This window comes from Streptomyces sp. RPA4-2, assembly GCF_012273515.2.
GTDB lineage: Bacteria > Actinomycetota > Actinomycetes > Streptomycetales > Streptomycetaceae > Streptomyces > Streptomyces kaempferi.
In genome coordinates this window covers 488203-511204 of the sequence record NZ_CP050975.2, presented here as the reverse complement: position 1 = coordinate 511204, position 23002 = coordinate 488203, and the positions used below count along the sequence as shown (strand labels likewise).

The 23002-nt window shown below is 69.8% G+C and carries 20 protein-coding genes; 8 read left to right on the top strand and 12 right to left on the bottom strand.

Annotation, left to right across the window (positions count from 1 at the left end):
- Positions 1 to 145: 145 nt before the first annotated feature.
- Both HEP85_RS01940 and HEP85_RS01935 read left to right on the top strand, forming a co-directional pair.
- The gene (locus HEP85_RS01940; protein WP_168525600.1) at positions 146 to 955 is read left to right on the top strand and encodes an alpha/beta fold hydrolase; all 810 of its coding nucleotides are present in this window, start codon (positions 146 to 148) and stop codon (positions 953 to 955) included.
- Positions 952 to 2220, top strand: coding sequence for a PP2C family protein-serine/threonine phosphatase (locus HEP85_RS01935; RefSeq protein WP_168525598.1), 1269 nt, complete (start codon positions 952 to 954; stop codon positions 2218 to 2220). The genes HEP85_RS01940 and HEP85_RS01935 overlap by 4 nt, the downstream gene beginning before the upstream one ends.
- 87 nt (positions 2221 to 2307) lie before the next feature.
- Here HEP85_RS01935 and HEP85_RS01930 read toward each other — a convergent pair whose 3' ends face one another.
- The 5 genes from HEP85_RS01930 to HEP85_RS01910 all read right to left on the bottom strand — a co-directional run bounded on the left by HEP85_RS01930 (position 2308) and on the right by HEP85_RS01910 (position 6993).
- Positions 2308 to 3492: an RNA polymerase sigma factor gene (locus tag HEP85_RS01930; protein ID WP_369658102.1), complete on the bottom strand. Its 1185-nt coding sequence runs from the start codon at positions 3490 to 3492 to the stop codon at positions 2308 to 2310.
- An 8-nt stretch (positions 3493 to 3500) separates the two neighbouring features.
- Positions 3501 to 3908, bottom strand: a complete 408-nt coding sequence (locus tag HEP85_RS01925) for a YciI family protein (RefSeq protein ID WP_168525596.1) — start codon at positions 3906 to 3908, stop codon at positions 3501 to 3503.
- A gap of 295 nt (positions 3909 to 4203) precedes the next feature.
- On the bottom strand, positions 4204 to 5109 hold the full coding sequence (locus tag HEP85_RS01920) for an alpha/beta fold hydrolase (RefSeq protein ID WP_168525594.1): 906 nt from the start codon (positions 5107 to 5109) through the stop codon (positions 4204 to 4206).
- 85 nt (positions 5110 to 5194) lie between these two features.
- Positions 5195 to 6163, bottom strand: a complete 969-nt coding sequence (locus HEP85_RS01915) for an RNA polymerase sigma factor (RefSeq protein ID WP_168525592.1) — start codon at positions 6161 to 6163, stop codon at positions 5195 to 5197.
- Between the two features lie 212 nt (positions 6164 to 6375).
- The gene (locus HEP85_RS01910; protein WP_168525590.1) at positions 6376 to 6993 is read right to left on the bottom strand and encodes a TOPRIM nucleotidyl transferase/hydrolase domain-containing protein; all 618 of its coding nucleotides are present in this window, start codon (positions 6991 to 6993) and stop codon (positions 6376 to 6378) included.
- A 405-nt stretch (positions 6994 to 7398) separates the two neighbouring features.
- Here HEP85_RS01910 and HEP85_RS01905 point away from each other — a divergent pair, with 405 nt between their 5' ends.
- Both HEP85_RS01905 and HEP85_RS01900 read left to right on the top strand, forming a co-directional pair.
- A complete protein-coding gene (locus tag HEP85_RS01905; RefSeq protein ID WP_168525588.1) occupies positions 7399 to 10602 on the top strand; it encodes a TIM-barrel domain-containing protein in 3204 nt (1067 codons plus the stop codon).
- 282 nt (positions 10603 to 10884) lie between these two features.
- On the top strand, positions 10885 to 11628 hold the full coding sequence (locus tag HEP85_RS01900) for a phosphotransferase family protein (RefSeq protein WP_168525586.1): 744 nt from the start codon (positions 10885 to 10887) through the stop codon (positions 11626 to 11628).
- Between the two features lie 227 nt (positions 11629 to 11855).
- Here HEP85_RS01900 and HEP85_RS01895 read toward each other — a convergent pair whose 3' ends face one another.
- Positions 11856 to 12818, bottom strand: coding sequence for an SDR family NAD(P)-dependent oxidoreductase (locus HEP85_RS01895; RefSeq protein ID WP_248001789.1), 963 nt, complete (start codon positions 12816 to 12818; stop codon positions 11856 to 11858).
- A gap of 220 nt (positions 12819 to 13038) precedes the next feature.
- Between HEP85_RS01895 and HEP85_RS01890 the strand changes: the two genes are divergently transcribed.
- Complete coding sequence (locus tag HEP85_RS01890) at positions 13039 to 13407, top strand: hypothetical protein (protein WP_168525582.1); 369 nt, start codon at positions 13039 to 13041, stop codon at positions 13405 to 13407.
- Positions 13408 to 13648: 241 nt separating this feature from the next.
- Here HEP85_RS01890 and HEP85_RS01885 read toward each other — a convergent pair whose 3' ends face one another.
- Positions 13649 to 14413, bottom strand: coding sequence for an SDR family NAD(P)-dependent oxidoreductase (locus HEP85_RS01885; RefSeq protein ID WP_168525580.1), 765 nt, complete (start codon positions 14411 to 14413; stop codon positions 13649 to 13651).
- Between the two features lie 399 nt (positions 14414 to 14812).
- On the opposite strand from HEP85_RS01885, the gene HEP85_RS01880 reads away from it, so the two are divergent.
- Positions 14813 to 15394: a TetR/AcrR family transcriptional regulator gene (locus HEP85_RS01880; RefSeq protein WP_168525578.1), complete on the top strand. Its 582-nt coding sequence runs from the start codon at positions 14813 to 14815 to the stop codon at positions 15392 to 15394.
- Positions 15395 to 15629: 235 nt separating this feature from the next.
- Here HEP85_RS01880 and HEP85_RS01875 read toward each other — a convergent pair whose 3' ends face one another.
- Together HEP85_RS01875 and HEP85_RS01870 are read right to left on the bottom strand one after the other, a co-directional pair.
- Entirely contained in the window at positions 15630 to 17801 is a 2172-nt protein-coding gene (locus HEP85_RS01875; protein WP_168525576.1) for a TerD family protein, read from the bottom strand.
- Between the two features lie 130 nt (positions 17802 to 17931).
- Entirely contained in the window at positions 17932 to 18285 is a 354-nt protein-coding gene (locus HEP85_RS01870) for a hypothetical protein (RefSeq protein ID WP_168525574.1), read from the bottom strand.
- Positions 18286 to 18586: 301 nt separating this feature from the next.
- Between HEP85_RS01870 and HEP85_RS01865 the strand changes: the two genes are divergently transcribed.
- Complete coding sequence (locus tag HEP85_RS01865; protein ID WP_168525572.1) at positions 18587 to 18802, top strand: hypothetical protein; 216 nt, start codon at positions 18587 to 18589, stop codon at positions 18800 to 18802.
- 67 nt (positions 18803 to 18869) lie between these two features.
- Here HEP85_RS01865 and HEP85_RS01860 read toward each other — a convergent pair whose 3' ends face one another.
- From HEP85_RS01860 to HEP85_RS01850, 3 genes are all read right to left on the bottom strand, one after another.
- Positions 18870 to 19124 carry a hypothetical protein gene (locus HEP85_RS01860; RefSeq protein WP_168525570.1) on the bottom strand — a complete coding sequence of 85 codons (255 nt, stop codon included), beginning with the start codon at positions 19122 to 19124 and terminating at the stop codon, positions 18870 to 18872.
- A 203-nt stretch (positions 19125 to 19327) separates the two neighbouring features.
- On the bottom strand, positions 19328 to 21799 hold the full coding sequence (locus HEP85_RS01855) for a SpoIIE family protein phosphatase (protein WP_248001788.1): 2472 nt from the start codon (positions 21797 to 21799) through the stop codon (positions 19328 to 19330).
- Between the two features lie 16 nt (positions 21800 to 21815).
- A complete protein-coding gene (locus tag HEP85_RS01850) occupies positions 21816 to 22541 on the bottom strand; it encodes a TetR/AcrR family transcriptional regulator (RefSeq protein WP_329284544.1) in 726 nt (241 codons plus the stop codon).
- A gap of 175 nt (positions 22542 to 22716) precedes the next feature.
- On the opposite strand from HEP85_RS01850, the gene HEP85_RS01845 reads away from it, so the two are divergent.
- A complete protein-coding gene (locus HEP85_RS01845; RefSeq protein WP_168525568.1) occupies positions 22717 to 22953 on the top strand; it encodes a hypothetical protein in 237 nt (78 codons plus the stop codon).
- Positions 22954 to 23002: the final 49 nt, after the last annotated feature.

Here is a 23002-nt window from a genome sequence, read left to right as displayed (position 1 = left end):
ATATCTCTCGCTTTGGGGAGAGGTGTCGTGATCGTCGGTATGGGTACTGTCACTCCTCGTGTCAATGTGTGGCCTCGACTTCCGCCGGACCGAGCGGAGGCGCTGGGCGCTTGAGGCCCCAGGCCGGTCTGCGAGGATGTCCCGCATGGACGTGCGGAGCAGGAACCATGTGACGGTGACCGGCCGCCCCGATGCCCCGGTGGTGATGCTCGCGCACGGGTTCGGGTGCGACCAGAACATGTGGCGGCTCGTGGTGCCGCTGCTGGCCCCCGATTTCACCGTGGTGCTCTTCGATCACGTCGGAGCGGGACGATCGGACCTGTCTTCGTGGAGCGAGCAGCGCTACTCGACGATGAGCGGCTACGCCGAGGACGTACTGGACATCTGCCGTGAGCTGGCGCTCGGGCCCGTGACGTTCGTGGGCCATTCCGTGAGCGCGATGATGGGTGTTCTCGCCGCGGCGCGGGAGCCGGACGTGTTCGCCGGACTCGTCCTCCTCGCCCCGTCTCCGTGTTTCATCGACGACCCGGCCTCGGGATACACGGGCGGCTTCAGCGCCCAGGACATCGAGGAACTGCTCGAGTCGCTGGATGCGAACTACCTGGGCTGGTCGGGTGCCATGGCGCCGGTGATCGCAGGCAATCCCGACCGCCCCGAACTGGGCGAGGAGTTGACCAACAGCTTCTGCCGCACCGACCCGGACATCGCCCGCGTCTTCGCCCGGGTGACGTTCCTGTCCGACAATCGCGAGGACCTCGCCGGGGTACGGGTTCCGACCCTGGTCGCGCAGTGTTCCAGCGACGCGATCGCGCCGCCGGAGGTGGGCGCCTTCGTGCGGTCGCGGATTGCGGGCAGTCGCCTGATCACGCTGAACGCCACCGGGCACTGCCCGCAACTCGCTGCCCCCGAGGAGACCGCCGCGGCCATCGCGGACTTCGCCGGAACCGGCCGATGACCGGCAGGCCCGACGGTGACGGGAGGAGTGACGGTTCGGTCCCGCCAGGCCGGCCGGGCGACGACCACGCGATGTTCTCGGCGCTGCTCGAGGACAGCGCGGAGGATCTGTACGAACACGCGCCGTGCGGCTACCTCTCCACCACGTTGGACGGCCTCATCGCGAAGATCAACACCACTCTGCTGGAGTGGCTCGGCTACACGAGCGGTGACCTGGTGGGCCGCAGGAAGTTCTCCGACCTGCTCACCGTCGGCGGCCGCCTCTACCACGAGACCCACTTCGCGCCGCTGCTGCGCATGCAGGGCGAGATCAGCGGAGTCGCGCTGGAACTCAGAGCCGCCGACGGCACCCGTCTGCCGGTCCTGGTGACCTCCACCGTCCGTACGGGCACCGGCGGGGAGCCACTGCTCATCCGCACCACTGTCTTCGACGCCCGCGACCGCCGTGCGTACGAGACCGAGCTGCTGCGCGCCCGCCAGGAATCGGACCGGGAACGCGAACGCCTCAAGCGCCTCAACGCCACACTGCAGAAGACGCTTCTGCCGCCCACCTTGGTCGACGTGCCCGGCCTCGACGTCGCCGCGCACTACCATGTCGCCTCCGCCGACGAGGTCGGCGGCGACTTCTACGACCTGTTCCCCCTTTCCGCCGGTACCTGGGGGTTCTTCCTGGGCGACGTCTGCGGCAAAGGCGCGGCAGCCGCAGCGGTCACCTCCCTGGCCCGCTACACACTCCGCGCGGCCGCCGTGTACAACCCCGACCCCGCTGCCGTGCTCACCAACCTCAACACCGTCCTGAATCACGAGTATCACGACCAGGACCCGCGGTTCTGTACCGTCATCTTCGGCCTGCTCACCCCCGACGGCGACGAACGCGGCTTCACGGTCGGCCTGGCGAGCGGGGGCCATCCTCCGGCCCTGCTGTTGCGCGCGGACGGCCGCGCCGACTATCTGCCCACGCCCGGCGGCCAGTTGATCGGCGTGCTGCCCGACGCCCACATCACCACCACCACGGTCCGCCTCGATCCCGGCGACACGCTGCTCCTGTACACCGACGGCCTCACGGAAGCCCACTCCGCGAGCGCTGGGCGCCGCTACGGCGACGAGGCCCTCCTGGAGTTCACCCAGGAGCTGGCACCCACCACGGCCCATGACGCCGTGGCCGCGATCCGGGACCTGCTCGACACCTTCGGTACCGGTGTGGACGACGACACGGCCGTACTGGCCCTCAACGTGCCCCGATCGACCGGCGACGAGCGGAAGTGACCCGCGGACCGGCCGTCCCTCGCGGTGACATGGCTGCCGCGCCATGGGTACCTCCGCCCCGCATCACGGGCGCGTACGAGCGGTCCGTCAGCGACCCCCGCGAGTGTTGAGCCGGGCGGCCTGGCGCGTCAGGTGATCGCGTTCGGCGAGGTTGGGGGCCTTTCGGGCCGCCTCGACGTACAGCCGTGCCGCGGTCTCCTGGTCGCCGACCCGCTCGTGGAGATAGGCCGCCACCGCCGTGTACCGGGGGAGCGCGTCGTCCAGCTCCGCGAGCGCCGCCAGACCGGCGCGCGGTCCGTCGGCCTCGCCGATGGCCACCGCTCGGTTGAGCCGGACGACCGGGCTGTCGGTCAGCCGCGCGAGTTCGTCGTACCACTCGACGATCTGCACCCAGTCGGTCTCCTCGGCGGTGGGCGCGTCGGCGTGGAGTGCCGCGACGGCCGCCTGGGCCTGGAACTCGCCCAGCCGGTCGCGGGCGAGGGCCGCCTGGAGGATCGCGATGCCTTCGGCGATCGCCCCGGTGTCCCACCGGCCGCGGTCCTGCTCGGCGAGCGGCACCAGGCCCCCGTCGGGCGCGGTCCGGGCGGCGCGCCGCGCGTGGTGCAGCAGCATGAGGGCGAGCAGCCCCGCCACCTCGGGGTGGTCGATCGCGGCCGCGAGCTGCCGGGTGAGCCGGATGGCCTCGGCGGCGAGGTCGACGTCGCCCGAGTAGCCCTCGTTGAAGACCAGATAGAGGACGCGGAGCACGGTGGCGACGTCGCCGGGCCGGTCGAACCTTCCCCGAGCTCCCGGCTTCGCTCGAGCAGGGGAGACCCCAACGCCGGAGACGGTGCGCTTGGCCCGGCTGATGCGCTGCGCCATGGTCGCCTCGGGCACCAGGTAGGCCTGGGCGATCTGGCGGGTGGTCAGCCCGCCGACGGCGCGCAGGGTGAGCGCGACGGCGGACGACGGCGTCAGCGACGGGTGGGCGCACAGGAAGTAAAGCTGGAGCGTGTCGTCCACCGCGGGAGCCGGCCCGGGCGCCGGCTCCTCGTCGACGGATTCCTCGCGCCGGCGGCGGGCGGCGTCCGCCCGGGTCGCGTCGAGGAACCGGCGCCAGGCCACGGTGACCAGCCACCCCTTCGGGTCCCGGGGCGGGGTGGCCGGCCAGACGCGGACCGCCTCCACCAGCGCGTCCTGCACGGCGTCCTCGGCCGTCGCGAAGTCGGCTCCGCGGCGGACGAGAATCCCGAGCACGCTCGGCGTGAGGCTACGGAGCAGAGCCTCGTTCACCTGAGAGGTCACTCCGTGACGGTGGTGTGCACGCCCAGGAACGGACGGAGTTCGAGCCACTCGTGGATCGGCTTGCCGCCGGCCCCGGGTGCGGCCGACAGCTCGCCTGCCAGCTCGACGGCGCGCTCGAAGCTGTCGACATCGATGACCATCCAGCCGGCGATGAGGTCCTTGGTCTCGGCGAAGGGGCCGTCGGTGACCGGCGGGCGCCCCTCACCGTCGTACCGGACGAAGGTGCCCTCGGGGGCGAGCGCCTGGCTGTCGACGAATTCGCCGGTCTCCTCCAGACGGTCCGCGAAGTCGCGCATGTACTGCATGTGGGCCGAGATCTCCTCCGGCGTCCACTGGTCCATGGGCACGTCGTTGGCCGGGGCCGGGGCGCCGCGGTAGTGCTTGAGCAGGAGGTACTTGGCCATCGTGGTTCTCCTCGGTGCTGGTGCGACCCATTGTGGACGCGTTCGGTGCTGGGACGGAGCAGGCCATGGATTCTCGACATCGGCGGGGCCGACCGGGAGAATTTTCTTCCCGAGGAGACCGTGGTCCGGTCCGGTCCGGTCCGTACGGCCACACTGGCGGCCGGGCGCGGTGCGCACCCACGACAGGTGCGCACCGCGCCGGCACCGACTCGGCCGCCGGTCGCCAGTGACGAGGAGGTTCGCCGTCAACAGCCGCAGCCGCCCAGGTCCGCGACGAGCGTGCCCGACGCGAAGGTCAGGCCGAGCTCGGCGCTGAGGCGGTCACAAAACGTGTCACCGCCCGCGCGAAGGCCTCCGGTTCCTCGAGGTGCCCGAAGTGCCCGCTGTTCTCCAGGATCAACAGGTCCGATCCGGGAATCAGACGGTGCAGTGCCTCGGCCCACCGCACCCCGCAGATGACGTCATGCCGGCCGACGACGACGAGAGCCGGCACGGTGAGCGAGCCGAGGCCCGCACGGTCGTCGATGACGTCGGGAGAGAGGTTCTCGTCCAGCCCGGAGATGTGGGAGGCCCGCACGGAGGCACGGAAGGGGGCGAACTCCTCCTCCCGGCCCCAGTAGTCGGCGAAGTACGAGGGGAGCAGACCCTTGGCGACGGCGGTCATCCGTACGTCGTCGGAGATGGTCGGGATCGCCTGGAAAGCGGCCAGGACCTCGGGGAGTCCGGGATGGTCGGCGTGCCGCGCCGCGAACGACTGCACCAGGCGCATGGCCTCGGCGACGTGTTCGGGACCGGTCAGTGGCGCGCTCTCGTAGAGGATCACCCCGGCGACGCGCTCCGGGTGGTGCAGGGCGTGGTACTGGGCGACGAAGCCGCCGTGCGAGTGACCCAGGAGGTGTACCTCGGGGACGCCGAGGTGTTCGATCAGCGCGCCGAGGAACCGGCTGTAGCGGGCCCGGGTGTAGCCGTGGGGGTGGGAGGGCAGACGGGCGGAGGCGCCACTCCCGATCGGCTCCGGGTACACCATCGTCAGGGCGCGCTCCAACGCGGGCATGCGCAGGTACTCCCAGTCGATGCCCGGCCCGCCGGAGTGCGCGACGCACACCGGTCCCGTGCCGTGGACGTGATAGCGCTGCGCCACTCCGTCGATCTCGACGATGTGCGTTCCCGCGGCCAGAGGGTCGGCCTCGAAGGCGGTCATGGGATCTCCGTGTCCACTAGGTGTCGATGACACCGGCAGGACGCGGGGGCGAGGACGAAGTTCGATCCGATTCGCGTGAGGCCCGTCACATCGGGGTGAGCGACTGGAGGGCCCGCACCGGCGCGGGGTGCAGGAGGCGCAGCCGGTGCGGACGGCCGACGTCGTCCAGGGTCATCAGCCAGGCCACCGAGGGTGGGCAGTGGCCGGGGTCGTCCGCGGGATTGAGGAGGTCCATCTCCCAGACGACAAGGGAGCGGCCGGCCACGGCATGCACGAGGCGCTGGCGTACACCGGCCTCGAGGTCGCCGTCCATGCCGCGTGCCAGGACGCCGCTCCCACCCACTGGCTGGTTCCCCCTGAGCAGGGTGATCCCGGGCGACCAGCGCTCCGCCATCAGCGCGCCGAAGCGTCCGCTCTCGGCGGCGGCCAGCGTCTCGTGCGCCTCGGCACGGCTGGCGCGGACACGCTGTGCGGTGTCACCGTGCGCGGCGTCCGCCGTGGCGGCGAGGGCGGTCGCGAGCCTGGCCCGTCCTTGGCTGAGCCGGCTGCGGACCGTACCGACCGGGACCCCGCAGGCGTCGGCTATCCGCTCGTAGGAGGTGACGGTGGTGCTGAAGTGGCGCAGCACCAAGGGCAGGCGCAGCGTGGGAGAGAGCTCCTCCATGGCCTCCCAGATCCAGTTGCGCATCGTGTGGTGCTCCAGCCACCGTTCCGGAGCGGCGTCAGTGGACGGCAGCTGCAGATCGTCGATCGGCTGGGAGGGAACGGAGGAGCGCAACAGGGATCGGCTGGCGTTGCGCACGATCATCCGTAGCCATGCGCCCACGGCCGCCGGGTCGCGGACGTCGCGCACGCGGCGCAGCGCGGTCACGGCCGCGTCCTGGACCACGTCGTCGACGTCGGGCCCCGGCCCGAGGATGCTCAACGCCACCGCGCGCATACCTGCCCGGTGCCGTTCCAGCAGCAGCCCCAGGGCGCTGACCTCGCCGGCCTGTGCGGCGCGCGTGAGCACCGCGTCCTCGAGGCGTGCGGCTTCGCCTGAGTCCTGGTTCATGGGTTCCTCTTCCCGCGCCCGCCGTCGTGCGTGACGGTACTACGGGATCGTCGTTTTCTCCCCCGGGACCGACGCCGGGACGGACGCCGGGACCGACGCCGGGACCGGTGTCGGCGTGCGGGCCGGAGCCGACCGGACGGCGTGACCCGCTCAGCTCACCGACGACCCGCGCCCACTCACCGTCGTCGCCACAGCCTTCCTCATCCACCGACTCACAGGCTCGTGAGGAGGTCGTCGAGCGGGGTCGGTACCTGTTCGGGGTCGAGGGCCTCGACGAGGAGGCGGCCGTAACGGATCTTGCGGCCTCTCTTCGTGCCGAGAAAGCGCCGCAACTGCTGCCGCCGGGGCCGGCTGTGCTGTGCGGGCTGGCACAGGAAGGTCCGCCAGGCACGGAAGTCGCCCTCGGCCCGGATGATCTCCTCGACCCTTGCCGGGCCCAGCGCGCGGATCAGTTCGTCCTCCAGATCCGTCACGCACACGTAGAAGCCCCAATATGGTACCCGCGCCCGCTCCAGGCCGCGTTCGTAGAAGCCCAGCTCGCCCTCGTCGCACAGTCCCGCCAGGCGCAGGCCGAGGCCGGGCGGTCCGAGGAGCCCGGCGTAGCGGCCGACGCTCATCGCCCCGCCCATCGGTACGACGCACACCCCCTCGGCGTCCAGGTCCCGGCCACGCCGGGCGGCCAGCGCCTCTACGGCCGCGAGGTCACTCAGGCCTTCCAGCAGTACGGCCGTCCGTACCCCCAGTCGTACGGCCAGATCGGCCGCCGGCTCGCCGGGACCGCCGGCCGCCCAGACACCGACCGCGTCACGGAACGCCCGCATCTCCGCCATGCTGCGAGTCTGCACCTCCACGGAAAGCACGGCACGTGATTTTTCGGCGGCACGCTCGCCATCCCGGCACTCTCGCGGGTGTCCGTCAGCCCGTCAGCGGTCCGTACGGCGAACGGTGTTGGCGGGCCGCTCGACCCGCGCCAGGCCATCTGGCGCGACCGCGGCCTCATCGTGCATGTTCTCTTCAACGATGTAAATCATCCTTAGGGACACCGCACGACGGCCGTGCGCTCAGGGCGACTTGGGAGATTTCCGACGACTCCGAGAGCGACCGGCGTGGGGTGGACGTGCCAATCGGTAGACGTGTGAAGGGAGCCGCATATGAGACCCCGGTCAGCGAGGCGATGGCTGAGATCCCTGCGAGGGTGGACCGGTCTCGCCGTAGTCCTGTGCACCACCGCCGCCATGACAGTGACCGGTACCGGTCCTGCATCCGCGGGCGGATCGCACGATCACCCCCGGATACCGACCGTTTCGGCAGGAGACGCCCGCTTCCAGATCCTCTCACCGACCCTCATACGTACCGAGTACGCCGGTGACGGGAAGTTCACCGACGACCCGACGTTCAACGCGATCGGGCGCGACGGGTTCACCCCGGCCGCGTACACCGCCAAGACCTCCGGCGGCTGGCTCACCGTCAGGACGAGTGCCGTGGTCCTGCGGTACAAAATCGGCTCGGGGCAGTTCGACACGGGGAATCTCTCGGTGCGACTGACGGCCGGCGGCACGCCGGTGACCGCCACCCCGTGGCGCCACTTGACCTGCGCACTCGGGGCCCTGTGCGAGGCCGAGAACCTGCGGACCAACGGCGTCTCCGTCGCGTCCGACCACAAGGGCTATACCGGGAGCGGCTTCACCGCCGGATTCGAAGGCACCGGCAGCTCACTGTCCGCTGACATCGATGTCAAGAGTGCGGACGCCTACGAGTTCGACCTGCGGTACGCCAACTCCCGCGGCGGTGACGGCCAGGCCCAGACCCGTACCCTGACCCTCTCCGTGGACGGCGGAGCCCCGCAACAGGTGAGCCTGCCGGCGACGGCGAACTGGGACACCTGGGACCTCGTCCCCGCAGGCGTCCAACTCGACGCGGGACACCACACGTTGACGCTGACCCGCACCGCGTCGGACTCGGGCAATGTCAACATCGACAGTGTCGCCCTGGTCCAGCCGGGCGACGCGTACCCGCCCGCATCCAGCACCGCGATCGTGGACTGCCGATTCGGCGTGAGCTGCGAGGCGGAGGCCGGCCGCATCGGCGGCACCGCGGTCGGCGCCACCGACCACCAGGGATACGCCGGCAACGGTTTCGTCGCCGAGCTCACCCAAGGCGCGAGCCTCACGACCCACCTGGTGGACGTTCCCGCGGACGGCACCTACACCCTGCGGGTCCGCTACGCCAACGGAGTGGGCGCCGACGGCCGTCACGAGACGCGGACCGGCTCCGTGTCCGCAGGCGGGGCCACGGGCACCCTGTCCTTCCCGGCGACGGAGAACTGGGACACGTGGGCGACCGCCTCCGCGCCTGTCACGTTGAAGGCGGGGGCCAACGACATCGTCCTGAGCTGCCCCGACGCGGCGAGCTGCCACGTGAACGCGGACACCGTCTCGGTGGCCGCGCCCACATCCGCCGCGCCGCCGCCGCACCTGGCGCTCGGCGGATACCGCCGCGGCCTGGACGGCGTCACCGGCAACGGGGCCGCCCCCGTGACCACACCCGGGCTGCTCAGCCAGGACGGTTGGTACCTCCTGGACGACACTCCGTCGGCGCTGTACGACACCGCCTCGCGGAAGGTCACCCAGCGTCCGGGTCACGGTGGTGAGCCCTACCAGGACGGCTACGTCTTCGGGTACGGCCACGACTACAAGCGGGGGCTCACCGACCTGGCCACCCTCACCGGGCCGCCCGCGCTGCTGCCTCCCTGGGCGTACGGCGTCTGGTACTCGGAGTACATCGACCGCACCGCGGCGGACTACGAGAACACGATCCTGCCGAAGTTCCGGTCCGAGGGCGTCCCGCTCGACGTTCTGGTCACGGACACCGACTTCAAAGCCGTGAACTCCTGGAGCGGTTGGGAAATCGACACCGCCAAGTTCCCCGACCCGAAAGGCTTCTTCGACTGGTCCGCCTCACAAGGCCTGCACAACACGCTCAACGTCCATCCGAGCATCCTCGCCTCGGATCCTCAGTTCGGCCAGGCCATGGCGACGGCCAAGGGCAAGCTGCAGAAGGGCGGTTGTGCCGCGGACGCCGACGTCACCCACGACTGCTACATATTCGACTTCGCGGATCCCGACCAGCTCAAGGCGTACATGGACCTGCACCGGACCATGGACCAGCAGGGCAACGACTTCTGGTGGCTCGACTGGTGCTGTGACGCGACGCAGTCCTCGCTGCCCGGGGTGACCCCGGACGCGTGGATCAACCAGCAGTACGCCACCGCCACGGCCAAGACCCTGGGCCGCGGGTTCGTCCTCTCGCGCGCCTACGGATCCCTTCAGGCCGGCGGATACAGCGGTCAGCAGGCGCTGCCCACCGGTCCCTGGGCGGACAAGCGCACCACGGTGCACTTCACCGGCGACACCTCCTCCACCTGGGGAACGCTGAAGCTCGAAGTGGGCTACACCCCGGGCGAGTCGGCCGCAACGGGGATGGCCGCCATCACTCATGACATCGGCGGCCACAACGACACCACCGGACTGACGGGATCCGAGCCGTACACCGTCGGCGGGCAGACCCGCACCACGTACAAGCTGCCCGACGACCTGTACGCACGCTGGGTGCAGTTCGGTACCTTCCAGCCCGTCGACCGCCTGCACAGCAACCACAGCGACCGGCTGCCCTGGCAGTACGGCACGAAGGCCAAGGAGTCGGCGGAGGAATTCCTCAACCTGCGCGAGAACCTCGTGCCGTACACGTACACGCTCGCCGAGGAGGCGAACCGGACCGGCATACCGATCGTCAGGCCCACCTACCTGGAGTATCCGGACGAGGAGCAGGCGTACGCGAGGGCCGACAGCGAGTATTTCTACGGCTCCGACGTACTCGTCGCCCCCGCCACCACCCCGGGGACCTCGACCACGACCTCGGTCTGGTTCCCGCCCGGCCGGTGGACCGACTACTTCACCGGCAAGACGTACACCGGTGGGACCACCCAGGAAGTCACCACCGACCTGGGCACCATGCCGGTGTTCATCAAGGCCGGTGGCATCATGCCCACCCGGACGCACGACGTCGCCCACAACGACCAGAACGCGCTGACTGACGTCACGCTCACCATCGGCGCGGGCGGCTCCGGGTCCTCCCGCCTCTACGAGGACGATGCGACCGCCACAGGCGGGGGCCGGAGCGCCACGACAGAGATCCGGTACAAGGAATCAGGCGGCCGCCACACGGTGTCGATCGGCCCCGCGAAGGGCTCCTTCCGCGGTCAGGTCACACACCGTCGGTGGACCCTTTCGATCATGGGGGCGAGCAAGCCCACCCGCGTCACCGCCGCGGGCGTACACCTGTCCCCGGACGCGTACCACTGGGACGCAGCCACCAGGATCCTGACCGTCACCGTTCCGCGGCACACCGTCCACGCCCCGATCACCGTGACCTACCAGTAGGAGCCGGGAACCACCTCCGAGCAACACCACCGCGGCCGCGGCGGACCGACGCAACGCGCGTCACGCCGCGGCCGCCATGCCTGCGGACGTGCTTTCCCCGGACATCGCAGAGCAGCCGGGACAGCCCTGGGGACTCCCGACAAAAGTGGTGGACTTGACCTGGTCGGAGTTCAGAGGTCGGTGTTGTGCACGAGGCCGCCGGGTGGCGGGACGCGGTCAGCCGCGTCATCGCACGCGAAAACCCGGCGACGTCGGCGGTCATCCCCGGGATACTGGTCGCCCATGGATGAGGTCGAAGTCGTCGTCGCCCATTCCGAGCGCGCGACTCTGCGCGTCGGCGACGTGTTCCTGAAGGTGGACGGCGATCAGGCGCGCGTCGACGTCGAGGTCGAGGCGATGGCCCTGGCGCCGGTGCCGACCCCGGAGGTCCTGTGGCGCAAGCCGCCCGTGCTCGCGACGGCTGCGCTCCCGGGGACGACGCTCGGGCGCCTCGGCGGGCCGTCGACCGGGTCGCCGGCGGCGTGGGCCGCGGCGGGCGCCGCCATCCGGGAACTGCACGACGCGCCGTTGCCGCCCTGGCCCGGCCGAGGAAAGAGCCTCGACGAGTTGGCGGCGGAACTCGACGACGAGTGCGAGTTGCTCGTGACGAACGGCGTCCTGCCCGCCGACCTGGTCACCCGCAACCGCCAGGTCGCCGAGGCCGCGCTCCGGCCGTGGACTCCGGCGTTCACGCACGGCGACCTGCAGATCGCGCACGTCTTCGTGGACGGCGACGAGGTCACCGGCATCATCGACTGGTCCGAGGCGGGCCCTGGTGATGCCCTGTACGACCTCGCCACCTTCACGCTCGGACACGAGGAGCACCTCGACGACGTCATCGCCGGCTATGGCACCGAGGTCGACCTCGACGTGATCCACGCGTGGTGGTCGTTGCGAAGCCTGCTGGTGGTTCGCTGGCTGGTCGAGCACGGCTTCGACCCGTCCGCGCCGGGCTGTGAGGTCGACGTGCTGAGATCCCGTATGTGAGGCTGCGCGGGCCCGACCGCCACGGATGCGTTCTGACGCATGGAGCGGGCCATCCCCTGGGGCGCGAACTCCCAGCGGATCGCGGTGTACAGCACGACCAGGAGCCCGTACAGAACCCTGCGACTGTCCAGACGCTCACGACCTGGACGCCGGGCATTGCCAGAGGTCCAGAAGCCTCCTTTTGTTGGGAGCCGTCAGGCGCGCCCGGCCCCCGCAGTCCGCGCACATCAGAGCTGAAGCGCGGCGGAAGCGTACTGCCACAGACGATCAGCCGCCCCGGGGTCGAGGGCGTGGGCGGCCACGCCGCCCGGAGTGGCACTGCCGTCCGCTGCGAGTGACGCTTCCTGGTTGTCTTCGAAGTAGCGGCCGGTCACCCCGTCGAGCAGTGGCGACGCCGCGAGCAGCACGGAGGTCGCCGCGCCCTGGGCCGGAGTCTTGTAGTAGGGCAGCGGAGTGAGGTTGCCTTCGGCGTCCATGACCCCGAACGCACGCATGGTGTCGTCGTCGAGGTGCCGCTGCAGGTTGGTGAGGATGTATCCGGGATTGAGCGCGTTGACCGTGATGCCGTCTCCGGTCCATCTCCGCGCGCCCACGGCGAAGAGAACCTCTGCGGATTTCGACTGACCGTAGGCCGTCCACGGGTCGTACGGACGCCGCTCGAAGTGAGGGTCGCCGAAGTCGAAGGGAGCGTCACGGTGCGCGCCGGAGCTGACGACCACGACGCGAGCGGAGCCGCTCGCCGTCAAAGCGTCATGCAGGGCCGTGACGAGAGCGAAGTGGCCCAGGAAGTTCGTGGCGAGCTGGAGTTCCCATCCCTGGGGAGTGACCTCTCTTCGGGGAACGGCCATGATTCCGGCATTCGCCACGAGCACATCGAGCGGCCCCCTCCAGCTCTCCGCGAAGGCCCTGACCGAGGCCAGGTCGGACAGATCGAGTGGCGCAATCCGCACGGAACCGGCCCCTGGGACAGCGACAGGTCGGCGGACAAGCTGTTCCGCAACCTCCGGGCGACGGGTCGCGATCGTGACGTCGGCTCCCGCCGCGGCGAGAGCCCTGACGGTCTCCGTGCCGATGCCGGACGCGCCGCCGGTGACGATCGCACGCCGACCGGTGAGATCGATGCCCGCGATCACCTCGGCGGCCGTGGACCGCGCCGTGAAAGGGGTGAGCAGACGTTGTTCAGTGTTCACAGGGGTGCCTTTTCGGAATGCGTGGAGGGACATTTCCCGAGCCTAATTCGAGCCAACTGGACGCACCATCATCAGAAGTCCGAGAAACTTTATCGATCGTCCAGGAGGATAGGGATCGGGCGGAGACGTGTTGAAGCCGCCGTCGCGCCCTGGGCGTGGAAGGCCGCAGGGCGTGGGAAAGCCCGTGGAGCGGGGCTTCACAGTGGGGCATGATCCGTCCATGGAACGCGTCATCGATCTCGATCAGGCAGCCGCGGTAATCGCCGAGCGGGCTGGTCGATGGCTGGCAGCCGGCCTTACGGCCGGGCAGCTGACGTGGCGAGACGAAGCCGCGCCGTGGCCTCAGGGGCTTGAGACCGACAGAAGTCTTGTGCGTGATCCCGACTCGGTCGGCGTACGTGTCCTTGGCCCGGCGGACGCCGAGTTGTCCGTGGTGTTGTTCAGGGGCGGTTGGGCTGATGTGGATCACTTCGACGGCCTTGACCACGTACGACCACTCTCGGCGTTCGGCATCGATTCAGCAGCGGCGTTCGGCACCCGACTCGATGAGTGGGTGCCGCACGTTTTTGAAGACCTCCGCGGGAAGTAGCGCCGGGGGCAGGGCGGGGCCTGGCCGTTCAGCCGCCCGTGGCCTCTTTTCCGCGTGGGAACTCGGAGGTTGAGGACGACTCCTCCGCGTACGCCGCCTGCTTCGAGACGCCGATGTGCGTCGGCTGCCCGGCCGGCCGGGAACTCCCGGGCGACCCGCCGCAAGATCCGGCCTTGCCCCGCGCGTACGCGGAGGGCGTCGAGCTCGTCGTCGGCACAGCGACGGATGTGCCGGGCGAGGCTCAGTAGCCGGCGGTCAGCGCGCCGTCGATCGCCAGAGCCGCACCGTTGATGAACGGACTCTCGTCACTGAGCAGGAACGCGGCGAACGCGGCGATCTCCGCCTCGTCGGCGGCCCGTCCGGTCGGCTGCCGGCCGAGCAGGGTGCTCGCGGCTTCCGGGTTGTCCGCGGAGAAGCCGCGCCAGAGCGGGGTGTTCACCAGGCCGGTCACCAGGGCGTTGACCCGCACGTTCTCCTTGGCCGCGTCGAGCGCCGCCGAGCGCGTGAGGCCCACGACGCCGTGCTTGGCGGCCGAGTAGGCGACGGCCGTCGGGTCGCCCGCCACGCCGACCACGGAGGCGTTGTTGACGACGGAGCCGCCGCCACTGGCGATGATCGCCGGGATCTCATGCTTGAGGCTGTAGAAGACGCTGGTCAGGTTGAGGGCGATGACGCGGTCCCAGAACGACGCCTCCGTGCTCCGGATCGTTCCCTGGATGTTGCCGCCGCCCGCGTTGTTGAAGGCGCCGTGCAGACCACCGAACTCCGTGACCGCGACGTCGACCAGGTGGGCGATCTCCTCCTCGACGGTGACGTCCGTCGGGACGAAGAGGGCTTTCCCGCCGTCCCTGGCGATCTCCGCCGCGGTCGACTCGCCGCGCTCCTTGTCGCGTGCCCCGATGAGGACGGTCGCGCCCTCGGACGCGGCCCGCCTCGCGAAGGCCGAACCCATGCCGGAGGTGCCTCCGGTGACGATGATGACCTTGGATTCCAGACGGTTGGACATGTCGCTCCGTTCCTTGCCCGGCGAGGCCGAGGCCATGGCCTGCCGGGAATGTGTGATTGCGTGGGCCGGCGGTCGGATCGGTCGGATCGTCGTGTGATCCGTACGGTCGATCCGTACGGGCCGGTCGGCTCTCCGACCTGGCCGTTCCGGACCCTACCAGTATCAGGAACGACCAGTCATTAAAGAATCTGTTGCGATGATGACGCGTGTCGTGGATCCCGGCAGGATGACGGACTCCACGTCGGCAGGGTTGGCGTGCGCCCCGGCTCAAGACGGTGGCGGCGGTCGTGCGTCACCTCGACCGAGTGACGACGGCCGCGTCGCGGGGGCGGGCAACATCCCCCTGCACCGCCCAAAAAATCTGTACCGATCGTTCTGACCTGTGTATACTCCGCCGTTATGGCGCGTCTGAGGGAGTTCGACACAGAAAGGGCTGTGGAGGCGGCCATGGGCGCCTTCCAGTGCAACGGCTACGACGGCACATCGATCCAGGACCTGGTCGAGGCCACCGGTGTGGGCCGCGGTTCGCTGTACGCGGCCTTCGGCAGCAAGGAGGGCCTCTACCTCGCGGCGATGGACCGCTACCGGGAGCGCTACGCCCTGCCGCTGGTCGAGATCCTTCGCCAGGGAGCCCCGGGCCGTGAGCTGCTGCACAACGTCCTGGTCGGGGCGATCGACGACATCGTGCGGGACGGCAGTCGACGAGCATGCCTGATCGTCGGCGCCGTCGTGGGCCGGATCGCCGACGATCCGCAGGTCACCTCTCATGTGCGGTCGACGACGGAGCTGCTGGAGAACGCGCTGTACCAGGTCGTCGCTGAAGCGCAGGCGGACGGTCAGCTGTCCGGCAAGCGTGATGCGCGGGACCTGGCCCGGTACCTCGTCATGACGATGCACGGGCTGAGGGTCATGGGTGCCGTGAACCCCGACCGCGCGTCACTCATGGCGATCGCCGAGGCCGCCCTCGACGCCCTCGACTGACTCCCGTTCGCCAAGAACACGAACGCGGCCGCCTGTTCCGGTAGAGACGCTTCCGAGGAGTCGGCGTCGAGCCCGCGCCAGTCACCTCGCGCGCGGCTTCGGCCGTCGAAAACGGGAGGCGCCGTGTGGGCGCCTCCCGGTCGAAGTCGGCGGCGAGGAAAGCGAAAGAACTTGTTTCTGGAGAGGAGTTGAGAAGGAAGCCCCTTCATGGCCTCGCCGAGGGCAACGCTAGCACTCAGCCCGGGATCAAGTCGCGCAGATTTTCGAGGGTGATGACCCGGGAGTCCGGGTGCAGCCCCTCCGGGCGTTCGAGACCGATGTACGTCACGGGCTCCTCCGGGACCGGCCCGTCGTCCAGCAGCTCCACGGTCGTGGTGTCGCCGGACATCAGGTCGATCAGGTACCGCACCGTCAGATACTCGCGCTCCACGATGGCGCGCACGACTGTGGACACCGACACCTGGTTCTCCTCGACCCGGTTGGCCGACGAGATGCCCTTCAGGTACAGGTGCAGCCACTTCGCCCGCCACCGGCCGTCGTCCTCGCGCCGGAACACCAGCGGCAGCGCCACTCGGCCCACCCCGCGAAGCTCCGACTTCATCCGCACCGTGCGCGCCTCGAACGGCCGTCCCTTCTGCTCACCGTCGCGGAGCATGAAACCGAAGAACGACTCCTCGACCTCCTCGAAGCCCTCGCCCGCGAAGATGTTGACCTGCGGAACGATGAATGCGCCGCGTACCCGATCGAGGGACAGGTTGATGAATTCCGAGGCCCCGTCGGGCGCCTCGGTGACATCGCCCGAGTGCTCGCCCCCGACGGCCTTGAGTGAGGTGTAGGAGAGCCAGGAGTCGGTGCTGTAGTCGGTGTGGAGAAGCAGCGCCGAGAGGTCGAAATCGGTCCGCTTCTCGGTCTCCTTCCAGTACACGAAGAAGCGCAGCTGTTCGCCGTCGACCGCCGAGAGCGAACCCCGCGGCAGTACACCGAGCCCGGCCGCGGTCGCCCTGCCGCTGAGCGGGAGCGCCACGTCGAGGACGTCGGGGTCGAGCAACAGCCGGCCCGGCGCCGGGAGCCTACGGCGCAGCTCGGCGTCGAGAGCGGCGATCAGACGGTCGCGGTCGGCGGCCGGGACCGTCGGCCGGTGGTCGGGAGTCACCCATGCGCGGCCCCGGCGGTTGACGAAGACGCGCGGTTCGTCGGTCTCCCGCTCCCGGTTGTGGAAGTGCTCGCGGACCGAGAGCACCACCCGGCCGGAGACCTCGGAGGAGACCCCTGCCGCGGCGGCCACCACCGCGTCCCGCTCCTCCTGGTCGGCGGCGACGCGCAGCAGGAGGTCCAAGGAGCGGAACAGCTTGCCGGGAGCGGACTTCAGCAGGTGCGCCGCACCCACGACATCGAAGTCATCGAGCAGCTTCTCGACACGGCTGTCGAAGGACCGCGCCTCCTTCTCGCCCCGCGCCACGGCGAACACATCGGCGGCGTGCGGCCACCGCGGGTACTCGTGCGGGTGGAGACGCTCACCGAGCCGCTTGAAGGGCTCGCGGTGCGCGTGCACGTCGGCCAGCTTGGCGGGGTTCGCCGCGACCACGGCGTCGAGGCCCGTCAGCAACGCGCGGCGGGCAGGCCGGGAGAGCGCCCGAAACCGGGTCGGCTCCTGCAGCGTCACGTCACCGCCCGACAGCGCGCAGGCCAGCCGCAGCACATCGGTGACGGTGTCCAGAAGGAGGTCCGCGCCGACGGCGAGACGGGCCTCGTTGACGACCGCCCGGTTCTCCCGGACCGGGATCGACTCCGGCTGGGGGCCGAGCGCGCACCGTTCGGCGAGGGTCTTGAGGTCACGGAGGTGGTCCTCGCCCAGTGGCGTGGTGCTGCCAGCCAAGGCCAGGTACAGGTCGGTGAGTTCGTCGTCCAGGTCCCGCCCGAGGTGCAGGACGGTCACCCGGTCGCCCGCCGAGGCGATCAGCTCGTCCTGCGCCGCGAGCATCTCCTCGTAGGTGTGCTGATAGCGGCCGTACGCCGGGAGGCTGAGCAGGTCCAGCACCCCGTGGGCCAGCTGCGTGAGCACGTTGTCGCGCGACGTGTCGTCACCGAGCGCCTTCGTCACGCACCGCATCCAGAACTCTTCGGTGTCGGGCACGTTCGCTGGGAAGTCGATGAAGTAGGCGTTGTGCTGTACGTGATCGCCCACCATCTCGCTCACGGTGGCCAGCGTTCGCCTGGCGGTGTGCACGACCGCGGCCTCGGACAGCCCCGACAGCCGCTCCAGCAGATCCGCCGAGAGTTTGAAGCCCACGGATGCCAGCGCCGCGTCGAACTGCCGTGCGGCGGTGGCTCCTTCCCCGGCGGAGCCCTTGGGGGAGGAGACGCGGCGAGTGTGCCGGATGACCAGCGATTCGAGACTGTGCGCCATTCGGGGATGATCGCAGAAGTGTGCGAGTCGGTGCACAGGAGTTTTTTGGTACGCGCTCCGACGCCGTGATCACACCGGCCACGCCCGGGTCATCGCACCGGAGCGGGCCCCGCCGACCGTCCTCCCCGCCTCAGCGGAACTCGTGGACCACCTGGATCTCGCCGACCATGTGGGCGTTGAAGTCGTCCAGCTCCTCGGCCGGAACCCAGAGCTCGAGGATCGTCTGCCCGCCGGCCTGCTGGATGGGATACCGGCTCAAGAACTCCGACTCGACCTCAAAACGAGTGACGAAGCCGGCGCCGTCGTGCTTCACGTTCCAGTCCCGCGCGATCCGCACCGCGTAGTCCTCGTTGAGGACCGGGTAGAAGATCGGCTGCTCGGGCAGCCGGGGCGGCCAGGCACGCCAGTTCAGCTCCCGCACCAGATCCAGCTCCTTGGGGCCGGTGGGGCGCCACAGGGTCGTCGCCGCTTGCCGGCTGGTCATCTGTATCGCTCTCTGAACGCAGGCCGCCGGTAAGGCGGGTCGGGAGACCGGACGATACCGGCACCCGAACTCACCAGCTACACAGTTTCCGCACCCTCGCCGGTTCCGCGACCAGCAGTACGGGCGCAACTCTTGGCCGCGGGCCGGTCGCAAGCGCCCGGCGGCCGGGGAATGAGGGACCAACTCGCCCATGCAGCGGGCGCCTGGTCGGCCAGGGGAGCAGGGACGGCTAACGGGTCCGGATCATGTGGGGGAGGGGTATCGCGCCCCAGGAAATCGAACACGTGCTCTAATTAAGAGTATGGCGCGTGATTCCTTCCCTCCCGACCTGGTCGAGCTGCACCTGGCCTACACCCGCACCTATCGGGCTCTGGCCGGTGCGTCTCCTGGGCAGGGCGCGCGGCTGCGGCGCGACGTGGTCCGGCTGCACCCGAGCAGCTCCACTGGGGACCTTCGGGCCGGAGTGGAGCTGAGTGTCACCCGCCCTCAGCGCACGGCGGACGGGCTCCGGGTGTGAACCCGCCGGGCGTTCTCCTGGTCTCGCCGGACGTTTCTGCCCGGTGAGACCAGGAGTGATACCGGGCTTACGACTCCGAGTAGTGCGAGAGCTGCTCCCTGAGCGCTTTCGCGTTGACGCCTCCCTCGATGTGCTCCTTCAGGTTGTCGGCCAGAGTGACCAGCATGTCGTGGACGCCCTCCTCCTCGTCGACCTTCCTGAGGAGGTCTTGGGCCTCCCTCCCGTTGTCCTCGCGGAGGAAGCCGCGCACCGTCTCCAGGGTGATCTCGCCCCGGAAGTCGATGAGCATGTTGTCCTGCAGGTACTTGATCAGCTCGTTCACAAGGGGCCCATTTCGACAGAAGGTCACGTTGAGTACTTGTCTATTAACTTAACGCAACCATTTGTGCTGCGTCCGTCACCCGCGCTGGTAGCCGTTGGGGTCGCCCTCTTCCCGGGTCCCGCTGTCGCTGTTCGGGGTCCCGGAGGCGGGCCTGCGGGTGTGGCCCGCGCCGGTCGTCGCGGACACGACGCCGACACCTACGGCTACGCCTCCAGCGTCCTCAAGGGCCCGGGCATGTTGATTTCCTGCTCGGCCCAGACGGTTTTACCGGTGGAGGAGTGGCGGGTGCCTCGCCGACTGGACAGTTGCGCGACGAGGAAGAGGCCGCGGCCGCCCTCGTCCGTCGGACGGGCATGGCGCAGCCGTGGGACGGAATCACTGGCGTCGGTCACCTCGCAGACCAGCACCTCGTGGCGGATGAGGCGAAGGGTGATGGAGCCGGCACCGTGTCGTACGGCGTTGGTGACCAGCTCGCTGACGATGAGTTCCGTCGTGGCGGTGAGAGCCTCCAGCCCCCATCCGGTCAACTGGGCGGTGGCCAGGGCCCGGGCGTGCGCGACGACGACGGGATCGTGCGGCAGGTCCCAGGTGGCGATCTGTGACGGCATGAGCGAACGCGTCCGCGCCAGCAGCAGAGTGGCGTCGTCCTCGAGGGCTCTGGTCGGCAGGGTGTCGAACGCGGCGGTGCAGAGTTCGTCCAAAGGGCGGTCCGGTCGTGCCAGGACGGTGCCCAGCCGACGTATCCCGGCGTCGATGTCCTGATCCCGGGTCTCCACGAGCCCGTCGCTGTAGAAGGCGATCACACAACCCTCGGGCAGCTCCAGGTCCACCGCCTCGAAGGAGGCCGGCCCGACACCGAGCGGCAGACCGGCCGGAAGGTCGGGGACCCAGACCCGGCCCTGCGGCGAGATCACGACGGGCGGCGGGTGACCCGCACGAGCCATCGTGCAGCGCCGGGTGGCCGGGTCGTAAACGGCGTACAGGCAGGTGGTGCCGGCCTCCGCGCCCACGCGTCCCGGAGTGCCGCTGTCCTCCGCGTCGAGGCGCGAGATGGTGTCGTCGAGGTGTGCCAGCAACTCGTCCGGGCACAGGTCCATGTTGGCGAGCGTGTGCACCGAGGCCCTGAGCCGGCCCATGGTCGCCGCGGCGTTGATGCCGTGCCCGACCACGTCGCCTACGACCAGGGCGACCCGGGCGCCGGACAGCGGGATGACGTCGAACCAGTCGCCGCCCACGCCACTTTGTGTGTCGGCGGGAACGTAGTGGGATGCCACTTCCACGGCCACTCCGCCGTCGAGCCGTCCTGGCAGCAGGTTGCGCTGAAGGGCGAGGGCCGCGGCATGCTCGCGCACATAGCGGCGGGCGCTGTCCAGGGACAGGGCGGCGCGAGCGACGAGTTCTTCGGCCAACCGCAGGTCGTCCGCCTCGAAGGGCACGGAGTCGCCCATGCGGAAGAAGACCGCCACGCCCAGCACCGCACCGCGCGCGTGGATCGGGACGATCATCAGCGAGTGCATCGCGTGCGTGCGCATCCTGTCCGACCGTCCCTGATCCCGGTCGAGCCAGGTGCCTCGAGAGGCGTTGACCACCGGTTCGAGATGTGATTCACCCGAGGCCAGGACCTCCGTGAAGGGGGAAGGGGCCGGTACGGACACGACGTCGCCGCGCGACCAGAGCGACTCCGGATTGCCCGCGTGAATCGATGCCACCCCCGCCCGGCGAAAGGCGGGCACATAACCGTTCGTCGAGCCGAGCCGCGCCAGCGAGTCCTCGCCCAGCGCGACGGACTCCGCCAGGTCCACGGCGACGAAGTCCGCGATACGGGCCACGGCCAGGTCGGCGAGTTCCTGCCCGGTTCTCATCACCTCCAACGTGGTGCCGATCCGGGTACTGGCCTCGCTGAGCACGGCCAGGCGCTCGCGGGCCCGCTGCCGGTCCGTCACATCGACGCTCATGGCGCACACCCCCAAGGTGCGCCCGTCGGCGTCGTCGAGACGGAAGAACGAGGTCGAGAACGAGTGTTCCTGCTGTGGATTCGTCGACATCCACGTGCGGTATTCGTGATCGACCAGCGGCTCCCCACTCTTCAGGACCAGCCGCATCACCGCCTCGACCGACTCGGCCTCGGGTCCCGGCAGCACCTCCGTCAGCCGGCGCCCGAGCCTCTTCTCACGGGGGATGCCGTCCTGGAGTGCCAGCGCGTCGTTGACCCAGGTGCAACGCAGGTCGGTGTCGCGCACGGCGATGCCGATGGGCGCCCCGGTGAGAAGTGCCTGCACGCCGGCCCCGTTCATCGGCCAGGAGGGAACAGTGGTCATCTCGGTCGCGGTGACCAGCCACCGCACCCCACCGTCCCGCTCGGTGAGGGGGCAGACCCGCAGGTACACATCCAGCAGGCTGCCGTCGGCGCGGCGGAGCCCGGCTGTCCCGGACCAACCGTCCCCCCGGCGGCTCCGATCCGTGAAGGCGGGCGCCCTCAGGATCACCTCCGGGTCCGCCAGCAGCCGCCCGGCGCACCGTCCGATCACGTCAGTGGCCGAAAGGCCGCTGAGCCGCTCGGCCTCCCGGCCCCACGCGACCACCACTCCGTGTGCGTCCACCGCGGCCATGGCCGTGCCGGCCGTGTGCCCGGCTCCTTGCCCGGCGTCCGGCATCGTGTCCCTGGCTCTGGCCATCGGCGCCGTCCTTCCTTCAGGGTGTCGATCGGGCGGCGGGACTCCCGTCGGCGAGACGGTCGAGCCAATCCGCCAGGAGTGCGCGCTCGGACGATGTCATCGGGGTGATGTCGCCCTGGCACAACGCCTCGCGCAGGGCCGCGGCTCGGCGTGCCACGTCCGCGTTCTGCTCCTCGACGGTGCCTGCGGTCGTGATCATGCGCAGTGCGTGTTCGCGGGCTGCTGTCGGCAGGTTCTGATCCCGCTCGGAAGGGGGTGTCGCGATGAGTGACAGCACGACACCCAGGCCCATGGCGTGGACGAGCTGGGTGGCCCGCTCCACACTCATGCGCAGCCGGCCGGCTGCGGCCACCCGGGCAAGAATCCGGCGGAGGATCGCGATGGTCTCGAGTCCCTCCGGTATGCCGCCGCGATAACGGCCTTCGCCGTACATCAGTACGTAGAAACCCGGCCGCGAGAGACCGAACTCGACGTGCAGGTCCCAGGACCGGCGCAGATCGGCGACGGGGTCGTCGGTCTGCTCGAGGGCCTGCTTCTCACGCAGATACCGCTGGAAGCCGTATGCCGCGAGGGCGTCGAGCAGTCCGTCCTTGTCTCCGAACAGCCGGTACAGGGTCGGCGGCTGCACGCCGGCCGCCGCGCTCACGGCGCGCGTCGAAATGCCCGCACGTCCCTGAGAGCCCAGGAGCTCCGCGGCGGCGCGCAGAACCCGCTGTCGGGTACGTACGGCCCGTTCTTGCATCTGTCCAATTTATCACCGTTATAGTACTTTTACATACCATTGATATGGCTGCCCCGAGAAGCGTGCCCCGCTATCCGCATTTCGGGCGAATCCGGCGCCGCTCATGCCGGGCCGGTGGTCCTCGACGACGGGGTGTTGGCTCGTTGGACGGGCCTTTCCAGGGCAAGCTGGGGTGATGATCAGCGCGCCGGTCGTTGTGAGTGAGCCGCCCCTGGCCGCGGGCCGGACTGTGACGATGCGCCGGTGTGGCCGTGACGAGATCCTCGGTACCGCTCGTAGCGACCGCGACCTGATGGTGTTTCTGGAAGCCGTGAGGGGTCTCCTGGTGACCCGGATCCGCCGCGACACGCTCGTACTCGAAGCTCTGCTGAACGGGACGACCGACCGCGTCCGCTGCCATGCGGTCCCTTGAGCGTCGTGACCGGTGCCTGCCGGTTGCGCGGTGAGAGCAGCACCCAACA

Excerpts from the sequence above, each read along its gene's own strand:
- HEP85_RS01940 (WP_168525600.1), top strand. The coding sequence starts at position 146 with ATGGACGTGCGGAGCAGGAACCATGTGACGGTGACCGGCCGCCCCGAT.
- HEP85_RS01935 (WP_168525598.1), top strand. The coding sequence starts at position 952 with ATGACCGGCAGGCCCGACGGTGACGGGAGGAGTGACGGTTCGGTCCCG.
- HEP85_RS01925 (WP_168525596.1), bottom strand. The coding sequence starts at position 3,908 with ATGGCCAAGTACCTCCTGCTCAAGCACTACCGCGGCGCCCCGGCCCCG.
- HEP85_RS01920 (WP_168525594.1), bottom strand. The coding sequence starts at position 5,109 with ATGACCGCCTTCGAGGCCGACCCTCTGGCCGCGGGAACGCACATCGTC.
- HEP85_RS01915 (WP_168525592.1), bottom strand. The coding sequence starts at position 6,163 with ATGAACCAGGACTCAGGCGAAGCCGCACGCCTCGAGGACGCGGTGCTC.
- HEP85_RS01910 (WP_168525590.1), bottom strand. The coding sequence starts at position 6,993 with ATGGCGGAGATGCGGGCGTTCCGTGACGCGGTCGGTGTCTGGGCGGCC.
- HEP85_RS01905 (WP_168525588.1), top strand. The coding sequence starts at position 7,399 with ATGACAGTGACCGGTACCGGTCCTGCATCCGCGGGCGGATCGCACGAT.
- HEP85_RS01900 (WP_168525586.1), top strand. The coding sequence starts at position 10,885 with ATGGATGAGGTCGAAGTCGTCGTCGCCCATTCCGAGCGCGCGACTCTG.
- HEP85_RS01890 (WP_168525582.1), top strand. The coding sequence starts at position 13,039 with ATGGAACGCGTCATCGATCTCGATCAGGCAGCCGCGGTAATCGCCGAG.
- HEP85_RS01885 (WP_168525580.1), bottom strand. The coding sequence starts at position 14,413 with ATGTCCAACCGTCTGGAATCCAAGGTCATCATCGTCACCGGAGGCACC.
- HEP85_RS01880 (WP_168525578.1), top strand. The coding sequence starts at position 14,813 with ATGGCGCGTCTGAGGGAGTTCGACACAGAAAGGGCTGTGGAGGCGGCC.
- HEP85_RS01875 (WP_168525576.1), bottom strand. The coding sequence starts at position 17,801 with ATGGCGCACAGTCTCGAATCGCTGGTCATCCGGCACACTCGCCGCGTC.
- HEP85_RS01870 (WP_168525574.1), bottom strand. The coding sequence starts at position 18,285 with ATGACCAGCCGGCAAGCGGCGACGACCCTGTGGCGCCCCACCGGCCCC.
- HEP85_RS01865 (WP_168525572.1), top strand. The coding sequence starts at position 18,587 with ATGGCGCGTGATTCCTTCCCTCCCGACCTGGTCGAGCTGCACCTGGCC.
- HEP85_RS01855 (WP_248001788.1), bottom strand. The coding sequence starts at position 21,799 with ATGGCCAGAGCCAGGGACACGATGCCGGACGCCGGGCAAGGAGCCGGG.
- HEP85_RS01850 (WP_329284544.1), bottom strand. The coding sequence starts at position 22,541 with ATGCAAGAACGGGCCGTACGTACCCGACAGCGGGTTCTGCGCGCCGCC.
- HEP85_RS01845 (WP_168525568.1), top strand. The coding sequence starts at position 22,717 with ATGATCAGCGCGCCGGTCGTTGTGAGTGAGCCGCCCCTGGCCGCGGGC.